Genomic DNA, 15,091 nt, shown 5'->3' with positions numbered 1-15,091 from the left:
CTGGACGACTTTTGCAGCGCGGCCGTGCACCGCCCCCAGACTCGCCGAGGACTTCATGCCTATCCGTCATTGTATCGTTCACCTGATCGACAAGAAGCCCGATGGCAGCCCCGCCGTGCTGCACGCACGCGATACCGAACTGGGCGCCTCCGATGCCATCGAAAACCTGCTGGCCGACCTCAACGACAGCTACAACGCCAAGCAAGGCAAGGCGTGGGGCTACTTCCACGGCGAATCGGGTGCCTACCCGCTCAGTGGCTGGTTGAAGCAGTACCTGGAAGCAGAAAAGGACTTCGCGGCGTTCAGCCGCATCGCCGTCGAACACCTGCAAAAGCTGATGGAAGAGTCCAACCTGTCCACCGGCGGGCACATCCTGTTCGCCCACTACCAGCAAGGCATGACCGATTACCTGGCGATCGCCCTGCTGCACCACAGCGAAGGCGTGGCGGTGAACGCGGACCTCGACGTGACGCCATCGCGCCACCTGGACCTCGGCCAACTGCACCTGGCGGCGCGCATCAACCTGTCCGAGTGGAAGAACAACCAGAATTCCAAGCAGTACATCTCGTTCATCAAGGGCAAGAACGGCAAGAAGGTCTCCGACTACTTCCGTGACTTCATCGGCTGCCAGGAGGGCGTCGACGGCCCAGGTGAAACCCGCACCCTGCTCAAGGCCTTCAGCGACTTCGTCGAAAGCGAAGACTTGCCGGAGGCATCGGCCCGCGAGAAGACCCAGACCCTGGTCGACTACGCCACCACCCAAACCAAGCTGGGCGAGCCGGTGACCCTTGAAGAACTGTCCAGCCTGATCGACGAAGACCGCCCGAAGGCGTTTTACGACCACATCCGCAACAAAGACTACGGCCTGTCGCCGGAGATCCCTGCAGACAAACGCACCCTCAACCAGTTCCGCCGCTTCACTGGCCGTGCCGAGGGGCTGTCGATCAGCTTCGAGGCGCACCTGCTGGGCGACAAGGTGGAGTATGACGAGGTGGCGGGGACCTTGATCATCAAGGGGCTGCCGACGCAGTTGATCGATCAGCTGAAGCGGCGCAAGGACTGATACCGCCTGGGGCGCGTAGCGCGCCCTAGGCGTTGCTGAACGAGGCCACCAGCGCCTCCTTGGCCGATTTACGCAGCCGCTTCACCAGCCGCTCCTGGCGCAGCGCTTCGCCTTTGTCGGGCCACTGCTCGACATACACCAGCGCCTGCGCCGGGCTGGTCTTGAAGTACCGCGCCCCTTGCCCTTTCTGATGCGCCAGAAAGCGCCGCTGCGGGTCATCGCTGATCCCGCAATACAGTGACCCATTGGCCGCCCGCACCAGGTACACATACCAAGGTTTTACTGCCTGATCCGGCACTGCTTCACTCACGACGCCTGCTCTTTCCGTTAGTTGCCTTGGCTGTGCTGGAACGCCCGCAGGCCTTTGAACGCCTGCTGGCGCACCTTGTTCTGAATCAGCGGCGACCAGCCCAGCAGCACCCCGGGGGCCCCCAATGCCTGGCGCGACCAGCGCCAAAGGTCGAAGCTGTCGTCATGCTGGCAAATCAAGCCATCGCGAATGACGAAACGTGCCTGGATAGCGTTGACCACAGTACGGCCGGTCTGGCTGAACAGGTAGGTCGCGACCCAGTGCGCACTGCCACCGCGTTCGTCCGCACGGACGTTGCCGAAGGTGAGGGTGAAGTCCTTGGCGCGGGTGGTGAGCATCCGCCACATGTCGCCTGCATCCTTGCCGCGCAGGGTACCGAAGACCGGGTCGCTGAAGACGATATCGTCGCTGTAACAGGCCACCATGGCCTCGGCATCCAGCCGCTGGAAGGCCTGGTAGAAGCGGGTGATCAGGTCGCGGTTGGCGTCGCTCATGGTGCAGGTCCATCCTGGGATCGAAAGGTGCACGATAATCTGCTCGATGCGCTTACGCCAGTGCCGGCCCATTCGCGGGACAAGCCCGCTCCCACAGGAGCCCGCAGCACTGAAAGCACTCCCATCCTGTGGGAGCGGGCTTGTCCCGCGAATGGCCCGGCACTGGCACAATCGGTCTCAGACTTTTTCGCTGGTCACCTGCACATGCAACGCCCGCCCAGCCCCAAGCCCGAAAACAATGGCACCCAGGCCTAGCACGGCAAAGATCCACCCCAGTGCCGCCCAGCCACCGGTCAGGTCATGCACCAACCCCACCGCAAACGGCCCCATCGACGCCAGTGTGTAACCCACCCCTTGCGCCATGCTCGACAGGTTCGCCGCCACATGGGCGTCTTTGGAGCGCAGCACGATCAACGTCAACGCCAGGGCAAACGTCCCACCCTGCCCCAGGCCCAGCAGCACCGCCCACCCCCACAGCCCGGAAATAGGCGCATACAGACAGCCAAACAGCCCGGCCAGGGTCACCAGCATGACAATCACGATGGCCAAGCGCTGGTCCTTGCCGCGCGTGGCCAGCCAGGGCGCACTGAGCGAGCTGATCAATTGCACGATCACCGAGCCCGACAGCACCAGCCCCGCCTCGGTTGGGCTCAGACCACGACCCATCAGAATCGAAGGCAACCAACCGAAGACGATATAGGCCAGCGACGATTGCAGGCCCATGTACAAGGTCACCTGCCAGGCCAGTGGGTCCCGCCACAGGCCACGCACTCGATAGGCAACCTTGTGCAGGCCATGCCCCTGGCGCGCCTGCGGCAGCCAGATCAACATGGCCAACAGTGCCGGCACGGCCCAGAAGCCCAGCCCCAGCGCCCAGTTGCCTTCATAGTGCTGGGCCAGAGGCACCGTGGCGCCGGCCGCCATGGCCGCCCCCAGGCACAGCGCCATGGTGTAGACCCCGGTCAAGGTGCCGGCATGCTGTGGGAAGTCGCGCTTGACGATGCCCGGCAACAGCACGCCGATAATGCCAATGCTGGCGCCGGCCATGAGGCTGCCCAAGAACACCCCCGCCACCCCAAAGGCACTGCGCACCACAATGCCCAAGGCCAAGGTCAGAAGGATGCCGAGGATCACCCGCTCACTGCCAAAACGCCGCGCCAGCACCGGCGCCAGTGGCGCGAACAGGCCCAGGCACAGTACCGGCAAGGTGGTCAGCAAGCCAGCCTGCGAGGCACTCAAGCCCAGGTCATCGGACACCAGGCCCAGCACCGGCGCCATGCTCGACAAGGCCGGCCGCAGGTTCAGCGCCACCAATACCAGGCCCAGCAGCAACAGCCAGGGCCGGCGCAGCAGCACAGGCTGTTGCTGCACCTGCTCGTCATCGACTTCGGCGTCGATCAGCAGTTCGTCGAGTTCCCGCTCGCCGGGCGGGTTGCTACGGGTCATTGATTCAGCCATGGGCTTCTCGTGGTCAGGATTCGATGAGGGTCCGGCTCAGGCGCTTGGCCCGCTCCGAATCACGTTGCTCGATGGCGTCGACAATTTCCCCGTGCAGATCGAACGTGGACTGGCAGCGCGGAACAGTGGCCATGTTGTGCTGCAGCGCAGCGGCCACCACGCCGGAAAAGTACCGGTACAACTCACTCAATGCCGGGTTGTGGGCGGCGTCCACCAAGCGCTGGTGAAACACCAGGTCGCAGCTCACATACGCATCGATGTCACCGTGAAAATGCCCGGCGCTGCCCGCAAGGGCTTCACGCAACCCGTGCAGGTCGGCGTCGGTACGGCGCAGCGCTGCCAGGCCGATGGCCTCGGCTTCGAGGATATGGCGCGTCTCCCGCGCCTGCTCGGGGGTGCAGCGGGACATCGCCTGCACCGCCATCAACGGGTCCTGGGCCGTGCGCAGGTAACTGCCATCGCCCTGCCGTATTTCCACCAGGCCGCTGAACGCCAGCACGCGCATGGCCTCACGCACGGTATTGCGGCTGATGCCCAATTCCTGGGCCAGCTCCGGCTCGGTCGGCAGGCGCTGCCCTACCTGCCAGTCGCCGTTGAGGATGCGCTCGCGCATGCGCTCCACGGCAAGTTCGACCAGGGAACGCTTGGCCAACTCTACGCTCATTACATTCAACCAATCATCCGATGAATTACTGCAGCCTAATGGAAAGCCCTCTGAACAGCAAACCACCTGGCATTTCTGCCAGTTGTGAGCGGCACGCTTTATTGCAACGCTCGCTCTACCGTTCCCGGATGCCCCTTCATGCGATTATCAGCCCTGCTTCTGATGACACTGACGCTGCTGGCAGCTTGCGAGCCGGCGCAGCATGCGCGGCAACCGAAAACCCTGATCATCGGCATCGAAGGCGTGCAACTCGATCGTTACGAAGCCTTGGGCGACGCCAGCAATCTGCAGCAACGCCTGTATTACGGCAGCGCTTACACCGGCGGCATCACTGGCAAGGCCAGCGAACAGCCAACGCTCAGCGGCCCTGGCTGGGTCACCCTGCTCACCGGGGTCTGGAGCAACAAGCATGGCGTTAACTCGAATGCCGAGTCGCTGCGGGTCGCCCCGGCCTTCCCCAGCCTGTTCAAACGGCTGCGCCAGGCACTGCCCACCGCCTACCTGTCCAGTGTGGTGAACTGGTCGCCGATCAACACCGCGTTCCTGCTCGAGGACGCCCACGGCAACGACGTACGCGAAAGTGGCTTATCCGACGAAAACGTCATCGCGCGGGCGCTGCAGATACTGGAGACCACGCCCGCCGACTTCACCTTCATCCAGTTGGGCGAACCTGATGCAGCCGGCCACAACGGTGGCTTCGACAACCGCTACCAGCAGGCACTGCGAAAGGCCGACAACCAAGTGGGGGAACTGCTGGACGCGGTCGACCTACGCAGCCGCCGCCATCTGCGTGAAGACTGGCTGGTGATTGTCAGCACGGACCATGGCCGCGACTATTGGGGCAAAGGCCATGGCGGCGTCACAGAACAGGAAAAGACCATCTTCATCGCCAGCAATAAACCGCTGAACAAAGAACTGACTCAGCCCAGCATTCCGAAAGAAAAGCCAGGGCCAAACAACCTGTACCGTCTGCCTGCGCAGACCTCAGTGGCACCCACCGTCCTGCGCCACATGGGGCTGACACTCGAGCCGCAATGGCTACTCGACGGCACACCCCTGCTGGGTAACACGGGCGCTCGCAAAGCAAGGGCCGATGAAGCCACTGCCCGCCTGCGCTGGCACAGTACTGCCAAGGGCTACGTAACCATCCTCAAGAACGGGCATGTGGTTGCACAAGTACCGGCTGGGGCCGAGCAGTGGACCGACCCGGACGGTATGGATGACGTCAACGACTATGTGCTGCTACTCGATGGCACCCCGGCAGCCGTGCGCAACAGGCCGGCCGGCATGCCGTACAGCATCGAGGAAATCGCTTATTGAGAGCCAGGTTGAGCCCTGAAAGCAAAAGCCCCGCCTGACAATCAGTGCCAGGCGGGGTCAGATCGAAGCAGGCGGCTACGTGAGCCCGCCTTGATCAGTTCAGTGCATCGAGCAACGCCTGGTTCATTTCCGGCGTACCGATGGTAATCCGCAGGAACTGGGCAATCCGCGCCTGCTTGAAGTGCCGCACGATCACGCCTTGCTCACGCAAGCGAGCCGCCAACTCGGCCGCATCCTGCTGCGGGTGACGTGCGAAGATGAAGTTGGCCGCCGACGGCAGCACCTCGAAGCCCTTGGCCGTCAGTTGCTCGACCAGCACTTCACGGCTGTCGATCACCTTGCGGCAGGTTTCTTCGAAGTAGGCACGGTCTTCGAACGCCACGGCCGCACCGACGATGGCCGCACGGTCCAGCGGGTAGGAGTTGAAGCTGTTCTTGATCCGCTCCAGCGCTTCGATCAGGTCCGGGTGGCCCACTGCCAAGCCAACGCGCAGGCCAGCCAGCGAACGGGACTTGGACAAGGTCTGGGTCACCAGCAGGTTGTCGTAGCGGTCTACCAGGCTGATGGCCGTCTCGCCACCAAAGTCGATGTAGGCCTCATCCACCACCACCACCGAATCCGGGTTGCCCTGCAGCAGCTGCTCGACCGCTTGCAGCGGCATCAGGCAGCCGGTCGGCGCATTCGGGTTGGGGAAGATGATCCCGGCATTCGGCTTTTTGTAGTCCTCGACGCGGATCTGGAACTGCTCGTCCAGCGCTACTTGCTCGTAGGCAATGCCGTACAGGCCGCAGTACACCGGATAGAAGCTGTAGCTGATGTCCGGGAACAGCAGCGGTGCATCGTGCTGGAACAGGCCGTGGAAGATGTGCGCCAGCACCTCGTCCGAGCCGTTGCCGACAAACACCTGCCCCGGGGTGACGCCGTAATACTCGGCCACCGCCTGCTTGAGCCGGTCACCGTTCGGGTCCGGGTACAGGCGCAGGTTGTCGTTCAGCTCGCCGCGCATGGCTTCCAGCGCCTTGGGCGACGGGCCATAGGGGTTCTCGTTAGTGTTGAGCTTGACCAGGCGGGCCAGCTTGGGTTGCTCGCCCGGCACGTAAGGCACGAGGTCCTTGACGAAGGGGCTCCAGAATCGACTCATGCTCAGTTCCCCTTCTCTTGGGTCAGGATACGGTATTCGGCGCTGCGGGCGTGGGCGGTCAGCGACTCGCCACGGGCCAGGACCGAAGCGGTGTGGCCCAGCTCGGACGCGCCCTGCTCGGAGCAGAAGATGATCGACGAACGCTTCTGGAAGTCATACACCCCCAGTGGCGACGAAAAACGCGCGGTGCCGGAGGTTGGCAACACGTGGTTGGGGCCTGCGCAGTAGTCACCCAGTGCTTCACTGGTGTGGCGGCCCATGAAGATCGCACCGGCGTGGCGAATCTGCGGCAACCAGGCCTGCGGGTCGGCGACCGACAGCTCCAAGTGCTCAGGGGCGATGCGGTTGGCCACGTCGATGGCCTGCTGCATGTCACGCACCAGGATCAGCGCGCCGCGGCCATTGACCGATTTCTCGATGATCTCGGCGCGTTCCATGGTCGGCAGCAGCTTAGCGATGCTGGCGGCAACGCGGTCGAGAAACTCAGCGTCCGGGCTGACCAGGATGGCCTGGGCGTCTTCGTCGTGCTCGGCCTGGGAGAACAGGTCCATGGCGATCCAGTCCGGGTCGGTCTGGCCGTCACACACCACGAGAATTTCCGACGGGCCGGCGATCATGTCGATGCCGACCTGGCCGAACACGTGGCGCTTGGCGGTGGCGACATAGATGTTGCCCGGGCCGACGATCTTGTCCACCTGCGGCACACTCTCGGTGCCATAGGCCAGCGCGGCGACGGCCTGTGCGCCACCCACGGTGAACACACGGTCGACACCGGCGATGCAGGCAGCGGCCAGCACCAGTTCGTTGACCTCGCCACGCGGGGTCGGCACCACCATGACCACTTCGGTCACGCCCGCGACCTTGGCCGGAATGGCGTTCATCAGTACCGAGGACGGGTACGACGCCTTGCCACCCGGTACGTACAGGCCAGCGCGGTCCAACGGCGTGACCTTCTGGCCCAGCACGGTGCCGTCGGCTTCGGTGTACTGCCAGGAATCCTGCTTTTGCCGCTCGTGGTAGATGCGCACGCGCTCGGCGGCCTTTTCCAGGGCTGCACGCTGGGTGTCGGTAATGCGCGTCAGGGCAAGCTCAAGGCGTTCACGGCCAAGAATCAGGTCATCGATGGACTTAGCATCGACACCATCGAAGCGCTGGGTGAACTCCACCAGCGCCGCATCGCCGCGTTCGCGAACGGCCTTGATGATGTCGAGCACGCGCTGGTTGACCGCGTCATCGGACACACTTTCCCAGCTCAGCAGATGATCCAGATGTCGGGCGAAATCCGGATCAGCGGCGTTGAGACGGGCAATTGCAGTGGACACGGTCATGGCGAGGGCCTCGATTATTAGCGAATGCTCAGGCGCCCTAGGCTACCAGTCCATCCGCGCGGGCACCCGAGAAAAGTGGCTATGACGCGGATAGACGGGCGCGACAGCGGAGGTCGCGCGCAGGAGTCAGCCGCGGTGTCGCGATTCGACGGCCTTGCGCAGGGTGTCGATCAGGCTCTGGATACGGGCGTGCTGCATCTTCATCGATGCTTTGTTGACCACCAGGCGGGAGCTGATCGTGGCGATCATTTCCTGGGGTTCCAGGCCATTGGCGCGCAGGGTGTTGCCAGTGTCGACCACGTCGATGATCTTGTCGGCAAGGTTGATCAGGGGGGCCAGCTCCATCGAGCCATACAGCTTGATAATGTCGACCTGACGGCCCTGCTCGGCGTAATAACGCTTGGCGACGTTGACGAACTTGGTGGCCACGCGCAGACGGCCCTTGGGCTCAGGTGCGCCGACCACGCCAGCGGTCATCAGCTTGCAGCGGGCAATCTGCAGGTCCAGCGGCTCGTACAGGCCCTGGCCGCCGTACTCCATCAGCACGTCCTTGCCAGCCACACCGAGGTCGGCAGCGCCATGCTCGACGTAGGTCGGCACGTCAGTGGCACGCACGATCAGCAGGCGCACGTCGTCCTGCGTGGTGGGGATGATCAGTTTACGGCTCTTGTCCGGGTTCTCGGTCGGCACGATACCGGCCTCGGCCAGCAATGGCAGGGTATCGTCGAGAATTCGGCCTTTGGATAGCGCGATGGTCAACATGGGAAACGTCGGTCCTTAAGCGGCTACTGCCGGCCGGGCCTAGGCCCGACCTCATTCAATTCGTGTGTGGGAGCGGGCTAGCCCCCACATCGTGCGCCTGCGGGCTGTTAACCCGGTACGCGGCGGATCTTGGCGCCCAGCATCTGCAGTTTTTCCTCGATGCACTCGTAACCACGGTCGATGTGGTAGATGCGATCGATCAGCGTATCGCCTTCGGCCACCAGCGCCGACAGTACCAGGCTGGCGGAAGCACGCAGGTCGGTGGCCATGACTGGCGCGCCCTTCAGCGTCTTGACGCCGGTGACGATGGCGGTGTTGCCTTCGACCTGGATCTGCGCGCCCATGCGGTGCATTTCGTAGACGTGCATGAAGCGGTTTTCGAAGATCGTCTCGATCACCGCGCCAGTGCCTTCGGCGATGGCGTTGAGCGAGATGAACTGCGCCTGCATGTCGGTCGGGAACGCTGGGTACGGCGCGGTACGCAGGTTGACAGCCTTGGGCCGCTTGCCGTGCATGTCCAGCTCGATCCAGTCTTCACCGGTGGTGATGTCGGCGCCCGCTTCCTTGAGTTTTTCCAGTACGGCCTCAAGGATGGTCGGATCGGTGTCCTTGACCTTGACGCGGCCGCCGGTGACGGCTGCGGCGACCAGGTAGGTACCGGTTTCGATACGGTCGGGCATGACGCGGTAAGTGGCCGAGTGCAGGCGCTCGACGCCTTCGATGGTGATGGTGTCGGTGCCAGCGCCCTGAACATTGCCGCCCATGGCGTTGATGAAGTTGGCCAGGTCGACCACTTCAGGTTCACGGGCAGCGTTTTGCAGCACGCTGCGGCCTTTGGCCAGTGCAGCGGCCATCATGATGTTCTCGGTACCGGTCACGCTGACGGTGTCGAAGAAGAAGTGCGCACCGCGCAGGCCACCCTCAGGTGCCTTGGCCTTGATGTAGCCGGCTTCGACTTCGATCTTCGCACCCATGGCTTCAAGGCCACGGATGTGCAGGTCGACAGGGCGCGAACCGATGGCGCAACCGCCAGGCAGGGCTACTTCAGCCTCGCCGAAACGCGCAACCATCGGGCCCAGCACCAGGATCGAGGCGCGCATGGTCTTGACCAGCTCGTACGGCGCGACCAGCGTCTTGATGGTGCGTGGGTCGATTTCCACGGCCAGCTTTTCGTCGATCACAGGCTCGATGCCCATGCGCCCGAACAGCTCGATCATGGTGGTGATGTCGTGCAGGTGCGGCAGGTTGGCCACGGTGACCGGGCCGTCAGCCAGCAGGGTCGCCGCCAGAATCGGCAATGCCGCGTTCTTCGCGCCCGAAATGCGGATCTCGCCGTCAAGGCGAGCGCCGCCAGTAATAATCAGTTTGTCCATTGGAGTCTCGCCGCCAAGTTGGCTCAGGTGCGCTCAGCCCAGGCTGCGCTGCTGAAAAATTTCATGGTTACCGCATGGATGCTGCCATTGGCGATCCAGGGATTAAGGTGAGCATAGATCGCCTGCTGACGCTTGACCGGGCTCAGGCCAGCCAACTCGTCGCTGATCACGTTCAACTGGAAGTTGCAGCCTTCGCCTTCAACTTCGACCCGGGATCCCGGCAATTTTTCTTCAAGGAAGCTTTTAACTTCTACGGCCTGCATGCTCAACCTCAATCGGCGCCCGATGCGCACGGGTCGGCCATCATACAAAAAAGCCCCTCGCCTGCGAAGCCCACTGAGGGCGTGCGCTGACCGAGGGGCCATCCTTCAATGCATAGCCATCAAGTGGCCAGCACTTCATCGAGGTCATAGACCCCGGCAATTTCCCGCATGTCGTCGGGCATACCGCGCACCTCAAAGGCCTTGCCGGCCGCCTGGGCATCGCGAATAAACGCCAGCAGCAGCGACAGGCCGACGCTGGACGATTTCGCCACGGCCGAGCAATCCAGCACCATGTGCGGCTCGCGCGAGGCGTCGATCAATGCCTTGCCTTGCTTGCGCAAGGCCGGGCCGCTGCGATAGTCCAGCACGCCGGTCAAACGCAGTACGCCCGGCTCGGCCATGCTTACGCCAGCCTCACTCATTGCACTGCCTTCTCGGGCGACTTATCGGCGGTTTCCTTGGCCTTGGCCACTTCACCGGCCCAACCGTCGATGGTCTTGTCCAGGTTGTTGCCGTTGCGCTGCATGGCATCGGCGAACTGGTCGCGGAACAGTTTGCCGATGTTGATGCCGTTGACGATGACGTTACGTACCTTCCACTCGCCGGCAATGTTCTCCAGGGTGTACTGCACCGGGTACACGGCGCCGTTGTTGCCGGTCACCTTCATGCCGACGCTGGCACGCTTGCCGTCATCAGCCTTGGCCGGATCAACGACGATACCCTGGTTGTTGTATTCCAGCAGGGCGTTGCCATAGAACTGCATCAGGCTGCGCTTGAAGTTTTCCTGGAAGCGCTGCATCTGCTCAGGCGTGGCCTTGCGCGAATACTTCACGGTCATGATGCTGCGGGAAATGCCGTCAGCGTCCACCACCGGGCCCAGGATGCGGTTGAGCGCATCGTAGAAGGCGTTGGGGTTGGACTTGTACTGATCCTTGTTGGCCTTGAGGTCGCCAAGCAATTCGTTGGTCGTGCCTTGCACCACATCGTGAGGCGTCTGCGCCGCCACGGTCAGCAAAGGGAAGGCCGCCAGCAGGACCAGCAGGCCACGTCGCAGGATCGAAATCATGGAAACTCCTTAATTAGCCGGTTGCGCTTCTTTCGGTTCCTTGCCAACGGAGTTGAGCAGGAACTTGCCAATCAGATCTTCCAGCACCAGTGCCGACTGGGTGTCGTGGATGGTCGCGCCATCCTTGAGCACGTCGTCTTCGCCGCCCACGCTGATGCCGATGTACTTCTCGCCCAGCAACCCGGCGGTCAGGATCGAAGCAGTGGAGTCTGTCGGCAGGTTGTCGACGGTCTTGTCCAGCTGCAACGTCACCCGACCGGTGTAGGAATCACGGTCCAGATCGATGGCGGTGACCTTGCCGATCGTCACACCGGCCATGGTCACTTTAGCTCTGACCGTCAAACCGGCGATATTGTCGAAGTACGCATAAACTTTATAGGTATCGCTGCTCGGGCTGGCCGACAGCCCGCTGACTCGCAGGGCCAGCAGCAGCAGCGCCAGGATCCCGGCCAGGAGGAACAGGCCGACACCGATTTCCAGGGTGCGGTTTTGCATCAGAAATCTCCAAACATCAAGGCGGTCAGAATAAAGTCCAGACCCAGGACAGCCAACGAGGCATAGACCACGGTCTTGGTGGTGGCACGGCTGATCCCTTCTGAGGTGGGCTCACAGTCGTACCCCTGGAATACGGCGATCCAGGTGGTGACGAAGGCGAACACCAGGCTCTTGATCAAGCCGTTCAGCACGTCGTCGGTGAAGGAAACACTGTTCTGCATGTTGGCCCAGAACGAGCCCTCGTAGACGCCCAGCCAATCCACGGCGACCCACGACCCACCCCAGATGCCGACCACGCTGAAGATCAGCGCCAGCAGCGGCAGCGAGATGAAGCCGGCCCACAGGCGTGGCGCAACGATGTACTTGAGCGGGTCGACGCCGATCATTTCCAGGCTCGACAGCTGCTCGGTGGACTTCATGTTGCCAATCTCGGCGGTCAGCGCAGACCCTGCGCGGCCGGCGAACAACAGTGCGGTCACCACCGGCCCAAGCTCACGCAACAGGGTCAGGGCCACCATCTGCCCGACCGCCTGTTCAGAGCCGTACTTGGTCAGGATGCTGTAGCCCTGCAGCGCCAGCACCATGCCGATGAACACACCAGACACAACGATGATCGCCAGCGACAGCACGCCCACCGAGTACAGCTGCTTGGTCAGCAGCTGGAAGCCACCGCCAATACCGCCACGCCCGATCAGCGCATGAAACAGAAACAGACAGGAACGCCCGAGCACGGCCAGCACGTCGATCGCCGAGCGACCGAACAGGCGAACACGTTCGAGTAAGGATTTTCTGCGCATCAACGCGCCCCCAGCAGGTCGGCGCGGTAATCAGGCGCGGGAAAGTGGAAGGGTACCGGGCCATCCGGGTCGCCTTTCATGAACTGGCGAATACGCGGGTTGTCCGAGCCCATCAGCTCGTCAGGCGTGCCCTGCCCCAGCACCTGGCCATCCCCTACCACGTAGATGTAGTCGGCAATGCTGGCGGTTTCGGCCAGGTCGTGGGAAACCACGATGCTGGTGATGCCCAAGGCATCGTTGAGCAGGCGGATCAGGCGCACCAGTACCCCCATGGCGATCGGGTCCTGGCCGACGAACGGTTCGTCGTACATGAGGATCTGCGGGTCCAGGGCGATTGCACGCGCCAGCGCCACCCGGCGCTTCATGCCACCGGACAGTTCGTCAGGCATCAGGTCGATGGCACCGCGCAGGCCGACAGCCTGCAGTTTCATCAACACGATGTCGCGAATCATCTCTTCCGACAGCTGGGTGTGCACGCGTAGCGGGAAGGCCACGTTCTCGAACACATCGAGGTCAGTGAACAGCGCGCCGCTCTGGAACAGCACGCCCATCTGCTTGCGCGCGTCGAACAGGTCGCTGCGCGACAGCGTCGGCAGGTTCTGCCCGGCAACCCATACCTCGCCGCTGGACGGACGCAGTTGCGCACCCATCAGGCGTAGCAATGTGGTCTTGCCGCAACCCGATGGCCCCATGATGCCGGTGACCTTGCCGCGCGGGATGCGTATGTCGACATTGCTGAAAATGCTGCGCGAACCGCGCTTGAAGGTAAGCCCCTTCAACTCGACCGCGTAGGCGCTATCCACACTCATCTAGACTCCTTGCTAGTGCAGCCTCGTCCTAGTGGACGCTTGCCCTCATCGTGAAGGCACACGTGCCCCTGACAGGCCGAATAGCGGCGAACTATAGCACCGCTGACAGGGCGGCCCCAAGGCCATGGAACGTGTCGTTCAGCACAACGACAGACTTCCATGGCATTTGCCGGGCAATCGAAAGGATGAGGCTTTCTTCCATTGCGGCTATAATCGCCGCCTTTTCATCAGGCATTGTTTGACGACATGAGCCAATCCAGTGAGCTGATCCAGTCCGCCCTGCGCACCTTGCGCCTCGAAGTCGAGGCCGTGGAAAGCCTGGCGCCGCGTATCGACGCCAACTTCGTCAAGGCCTGCGAGCTGATTCTGGCCAGCAAGGGCCGGGTCGTGGTGGTCGGCATGGGCAAGTCGGGGCATATCGGCAACAAGATCGCCGCCACCCTGGCCAGCACCGGCACGCCTGCGTTCTTCGTGCACCCGGCCGAAGCCAGCCATGGCGACATGGGCATGATCACCCGGGACGATGTCATCCTGGCCCTGTCCAATTCCGGCAGCACCGCAGAAATCATCACCTTGCTGCCGCTGATCAAGCGTCTCGGCATCCAGCTGATCAGCCTGACCGGCAATGCCGATTCGCCCCTGGCCCAGGCTGCCGAGGTCAACCTCGACGCCCGCGTCACCCAGGAGGCCTGCCCACTGAACCTGGCCCCCACCTCTTCGACCACCGCAGCGCTGGTGCTGGGCGACGCCCTGGCCATCGCCCTGCTCGAAGCCCGTGGCTTCACTGCCGAAGACTTCGCCTTTTCGCACCCCGGTGGCGCCCTTGGCCGCCGCCTGCTGCTCAAGGTCGAGAACGTGATGCACGCAGGCGCCGAACTGCCCCAGGTGGCACGCGGCACCCTGCTCAAGGACGCGCTGCTGGAAATGTCGCGCAAAGGCCTGGGCATGACCGTAATCCTCGAACCGGACGGCAAACTGGCCGGGATCTTCACCGACGGCGACCTGCGCCGCAGCCTGGACCGCAATATCGACATGCACACCACCTTGATCGACCAGGTGATGACCGTGCATGGCAAGACCGCCCGCGCCGAAATGCTGGCCGCCGAGGCCCTGAAAATCATGGAAGACCACAAGATCAACGCGCTGGTGGTGGTCGACCAGGACGACCGCCCGACCGGCGCCCTGAACATGCACGACCTGTTGCGCGCCGGAGTAATGTAAATGACCCAGGATTTGATTCAACGTGGCCAGGCCATCAAGCTTGCCGTGTTCGACGTTGACGGCGTGCTCACCGACGGCCGCCTGTACTTCCTCGAAGACGGCAGCGAGTTCAAGACCTTCAACACCCTCGACGGCCAGGGCATCAAGATGCTCATGGCATCGGGCGTGACCACGGCAATCATCAGCGGGCGCAAAACCCCGGTGGTCGAGCGCCGTGCGAAAAACCTCGGCATCCCGCACCTGTACCAGGGCCGCGAGGACAAATTGGTGGTACTCGACGGCTTGCTCGCCGAACTCGGCCTAAGCTATGAACAAGTCGCCTACCTGGGCGACGACCTGCCTGACCTGCCGGTGATCCGCCGGGTCGGCCTGGGCATGGCGGTGTCTAACGCCGCCCCCTTCGTTCGCCAACATGCGCACGGGGTGACCCAGGCCCGCGGCGGTGAAGGCGCGGCGCGTGAATTTTGTGAACTGATCATGCAGGCCCAGGGCACCCTGGACGCTGCCAACGCACATTACCTTTAAGG

At 63.0% G+C, this 15,091-nt stretch carries 18 protein-coding genes; 4 read left to right on the top strand and 14 right to left on the bottom strand.

The window, feature by feature from the left end:
* The first annotated feature begins 55 nt into the window (after window positions 1-55).
* On the top strand, window positions 56-1,063 hold the full coding sequence (gene yejK / locus HU750_RS00705; protein WP_186675662.1) for a nucleoid-associated protein YejK: 1,008 nt from the start codon (window positions 56-58) through the stop codon (window positions 1,061-1,063).
* 25 nt (window positions 1,064-1,088) lie between these two features.
* Here yejK and HU750_RS00700 read toward each other — a convergent pair whose 3' ends face one another.
* The 4 genes from HU750_RS00700 to HU750_RS00685 form a co-directional block, all read right to left on the bottom strand.
* Window positions 1,089-1,373, bottom strand: coding sequence for a GIY-YIG nuclease family protein (locus HU750_RS00700; protein ID WP_027595624.1), 285 nt, complete (start codon window positions 1,371-1,373; stop codon window positions 1,089-1,091).
* Window positions 1,374-1,390: 17 nt separating this feature from the next.
* The gene (locus HU750_RS00695; RefSeq protein ID WP_186675660.1) at window positions 1,391-1,867 is read right to left on the bottom strand and encodes a nuclear transport factor 2 family protein; all 477 of its coding nucleotides are present in this window, start codon (window positions 1,865-1,867) and stop codon (window positions 1,391-1,393) included.
* 177 nt (window positions 1,868-2,044) lie between these two features.
* Complete coding sequence (locus tag HU750_RS00690; protein WP_186675658.1) at window positions 2,045-3,325, bottom strand: CynX/NimT family MFS transporter; 1,281 nt, start codon at window positions 3,323-3,325, stop codon at window positions 2,045-2,047.
* Between the two features lie 13 nt (window positions 3,326-3,338).
* Window positions 3,339-3,989, bottom strand: a complete 651-nt coding sequence (locus HU750_RS00685) for a FadR/GntR family transcriptional regulator (RefSeq protein WP_186675655.1) — start codon at window positions 3,987-3,989, stop codon at window positions 3,339-3,341.
* Window positions 3,990-4,127: 138 nt separating this feature from the next.
* Here HU750_RS00685 and HU750_RS00680 point away from each other — a divergent pair, with 138 nt between their 5' ends.
* Window positions 4,128-5,309 carry an alkaline phosphatase family protein gene (locus HU750_RS00680; protein WP_186675652.1) on the top strand — a complete coding sequence of 394 codons (1,182 nt, stop codon included), beginning with the start codon at window positions 4,128-4,130 and terminating at the stop codon, window positions 5,307-5,309.
* Window positions 5,310-5,403: 94 nt separating this feature from the next.
* On the opposite strand, the gene hisC is transcribed toward HU750_RS00680, so the two are convergent.
* From hisC to HU750_RS00630, 10 genes are all read right to left on the bottom strand, one after another.
* Window positions 5,404-6,450 (bottom strand): histidinol-phosphate transaminase, encoded by a 1,047-nt coding sequence (gene hisC, locus HU750_RS00675; RefSeq protein ID WP_027595619.1) that lies wholly within the window; start codon window positions 6,448-6,450, stop codon window positions 5,404-5,406.
* 2 nt (window positions 6,451-6,452) lie between these two features.
* Complete coding sequence (hisD, locus tag HU750_RS00670) at window positions 6,453-7,778, bottom strand: histidinol dehydrogenase (protein WP_186675641.1); 1,326 nt, start codon at window positions 7,776-7,778, stop codon at window positions 6,453-6,455.
* Window positions 7,779-7,904: 126 nt separating this feature from the next.
* A complete protein-coding gene (hisG, locus tag HU750_RS00665; RefSeq protein WP_027595617.1) occupies window positions 7,905-8,540 on the bottom strand; it encodes an ATP phosphoribosyltransferase in 636 nt (211 codons plus the stop codon).
* 107 nt (window positions 8,541-8,647) lie between these two features.
* The gene (gene murA / locus HU750_RS00660; protein WP_027595616.1) at window positions 8,648-9,913 is read right to left on the bottom strand and encodes a UDP-N-acetylglucosamine 1-carboxyvinyltransferase; all 1,266 of its coding nucleotides are present in this window, start codon (window positions 9,911-9,913) and stop codon (window positions 8,648-8,650) included.
* Window positions 9,914-9,936: 23 nt separating this feature from the next.
* The gene (locus HU750_RS00655; RefSeq protein ID WP_003255121.1) at window positions 9,937-10,176 is read right to left on the bottom strand and encodes a BolA family protein; all 240 of its coding nucleotides are present in this window, start codon (window positions 10,174-10,176) and stop codon (window positions 9,937-9,939) included.
* Window positions 10,177-10,295: 119 nt separating this feature from the next.
* The gene (locus HU750_RS00650; protein WP_027595615.1) at window positions 10,296-10,598 is read right to left on the bottom strand and encodes an STAS domain-containing protein; all 303 of its coding nucleotides are present in this window, start codon (window positions 10,596-10,598) and stop codon (window positions 10,296-10,298) included.
* Complete coding sequence (locus HU750_RS00645; protein ID WP_186675639.1) at window positions 10,595-11,242, bottom strand: MlaC/ttg2D family ABC transporter substrate-binding protein; 648 nt, start codon at window positions 11,240-11,242, stop codon at window positions 10,595-10,597. The genes HU750_RS00650 and HU750_RS00645 overlap by 4 nt, the downstream gene beginning before the upstream one ends.
* A 9-nt stretch (window positions 11,243-11,251) precedes the next feature.
* Window positions 11,252-11,737, bottom strand: a complete 486-nt coding sequence (mlaD, locus tag HU750_RS00640) for an outer membrane lipid asymmetry maintenance protein MlaD (RefSeq protein WP_027595613.1) — start codon at window positions 11,735-11,737, stop codon at window positions 11,252-11,254.
* The gene (mlaE, locus tag HU750_RS00635; RefSeq protein WP_027595612.1) at window positions 11,737-12,534 is read right to left on the bottom strand and encodes a lipid asymmetry maintenance ABC transporter permease subunit MlaE; all 798 of its coding nucleotides are present in this window, start codon (window positions 12,532-12,534) and stop codon (window positions 11,737-11,739) included. Before mlaE ends, mlaD begins: the two co-directional genes overlap by 1 nt.
* A complete protein-coding gene (locus HU750_RS00630) occupies window positions 12,534-13,343 on the bottom strand; it encodes an ATP-binding cassette domain-containing protein (RefSeq protein ID WP_099453002.1) in 810 nt (269 codons plus the stop codon). The genes mlaE and HU750_RS00630 overlap by 1 nt, the downstream gene beginning before the upstream one ends.
* Before the next feature lie 246 nt (window positions 13,344-13,589).
* On the opposite strand from HU750_RS00630, the gene HU750_RS00625 reads away from it, so the two are divergent.
* Together HU750_RS00625 and HU750_RS00620 are read left to right on the top strand one after the other, a co-directional pair.
* A complete protein-coding gene (locus tag HU750_RS00625; RefSeq protein WP_027595611.1) occupies window positions 13,590-14,564 on the top strand; it encodes a KpsF/GutQ family sugar-phosphate isomerase in 975 nt (324 codons plus the stop codon).
* Window positions 14,565-15,089, top strand: coding sequence for a KdsC family phosphatase (locus tag HU750_RS00620; protein WP_186675632.1), 525 nt, complete (start codon window positions 14,565-14,567; stop codon window positions 15,087-15,089). It begins immediately after the preceding gene.
* Window positions 15,090-15,091: the final 2 nt, after the last annotated feature.

Source organism: Pseudomonas sp. SWRI50 (assembly GCF_014269095.1).
Classification (GTDB): domain Bacteria; phylum Pseudomonadota; class Gammaproteobacteria; order Pseudomonadales; family Pseudomonadaceae; genus Aquipseudomonas; species Aquipseudomonas kermanshahensis.
The sequence above is the reverse complement of the archived record's forward strand: the minus strand, read 5'-3'. Positions and strand labels throughout refer to the sequence as shown.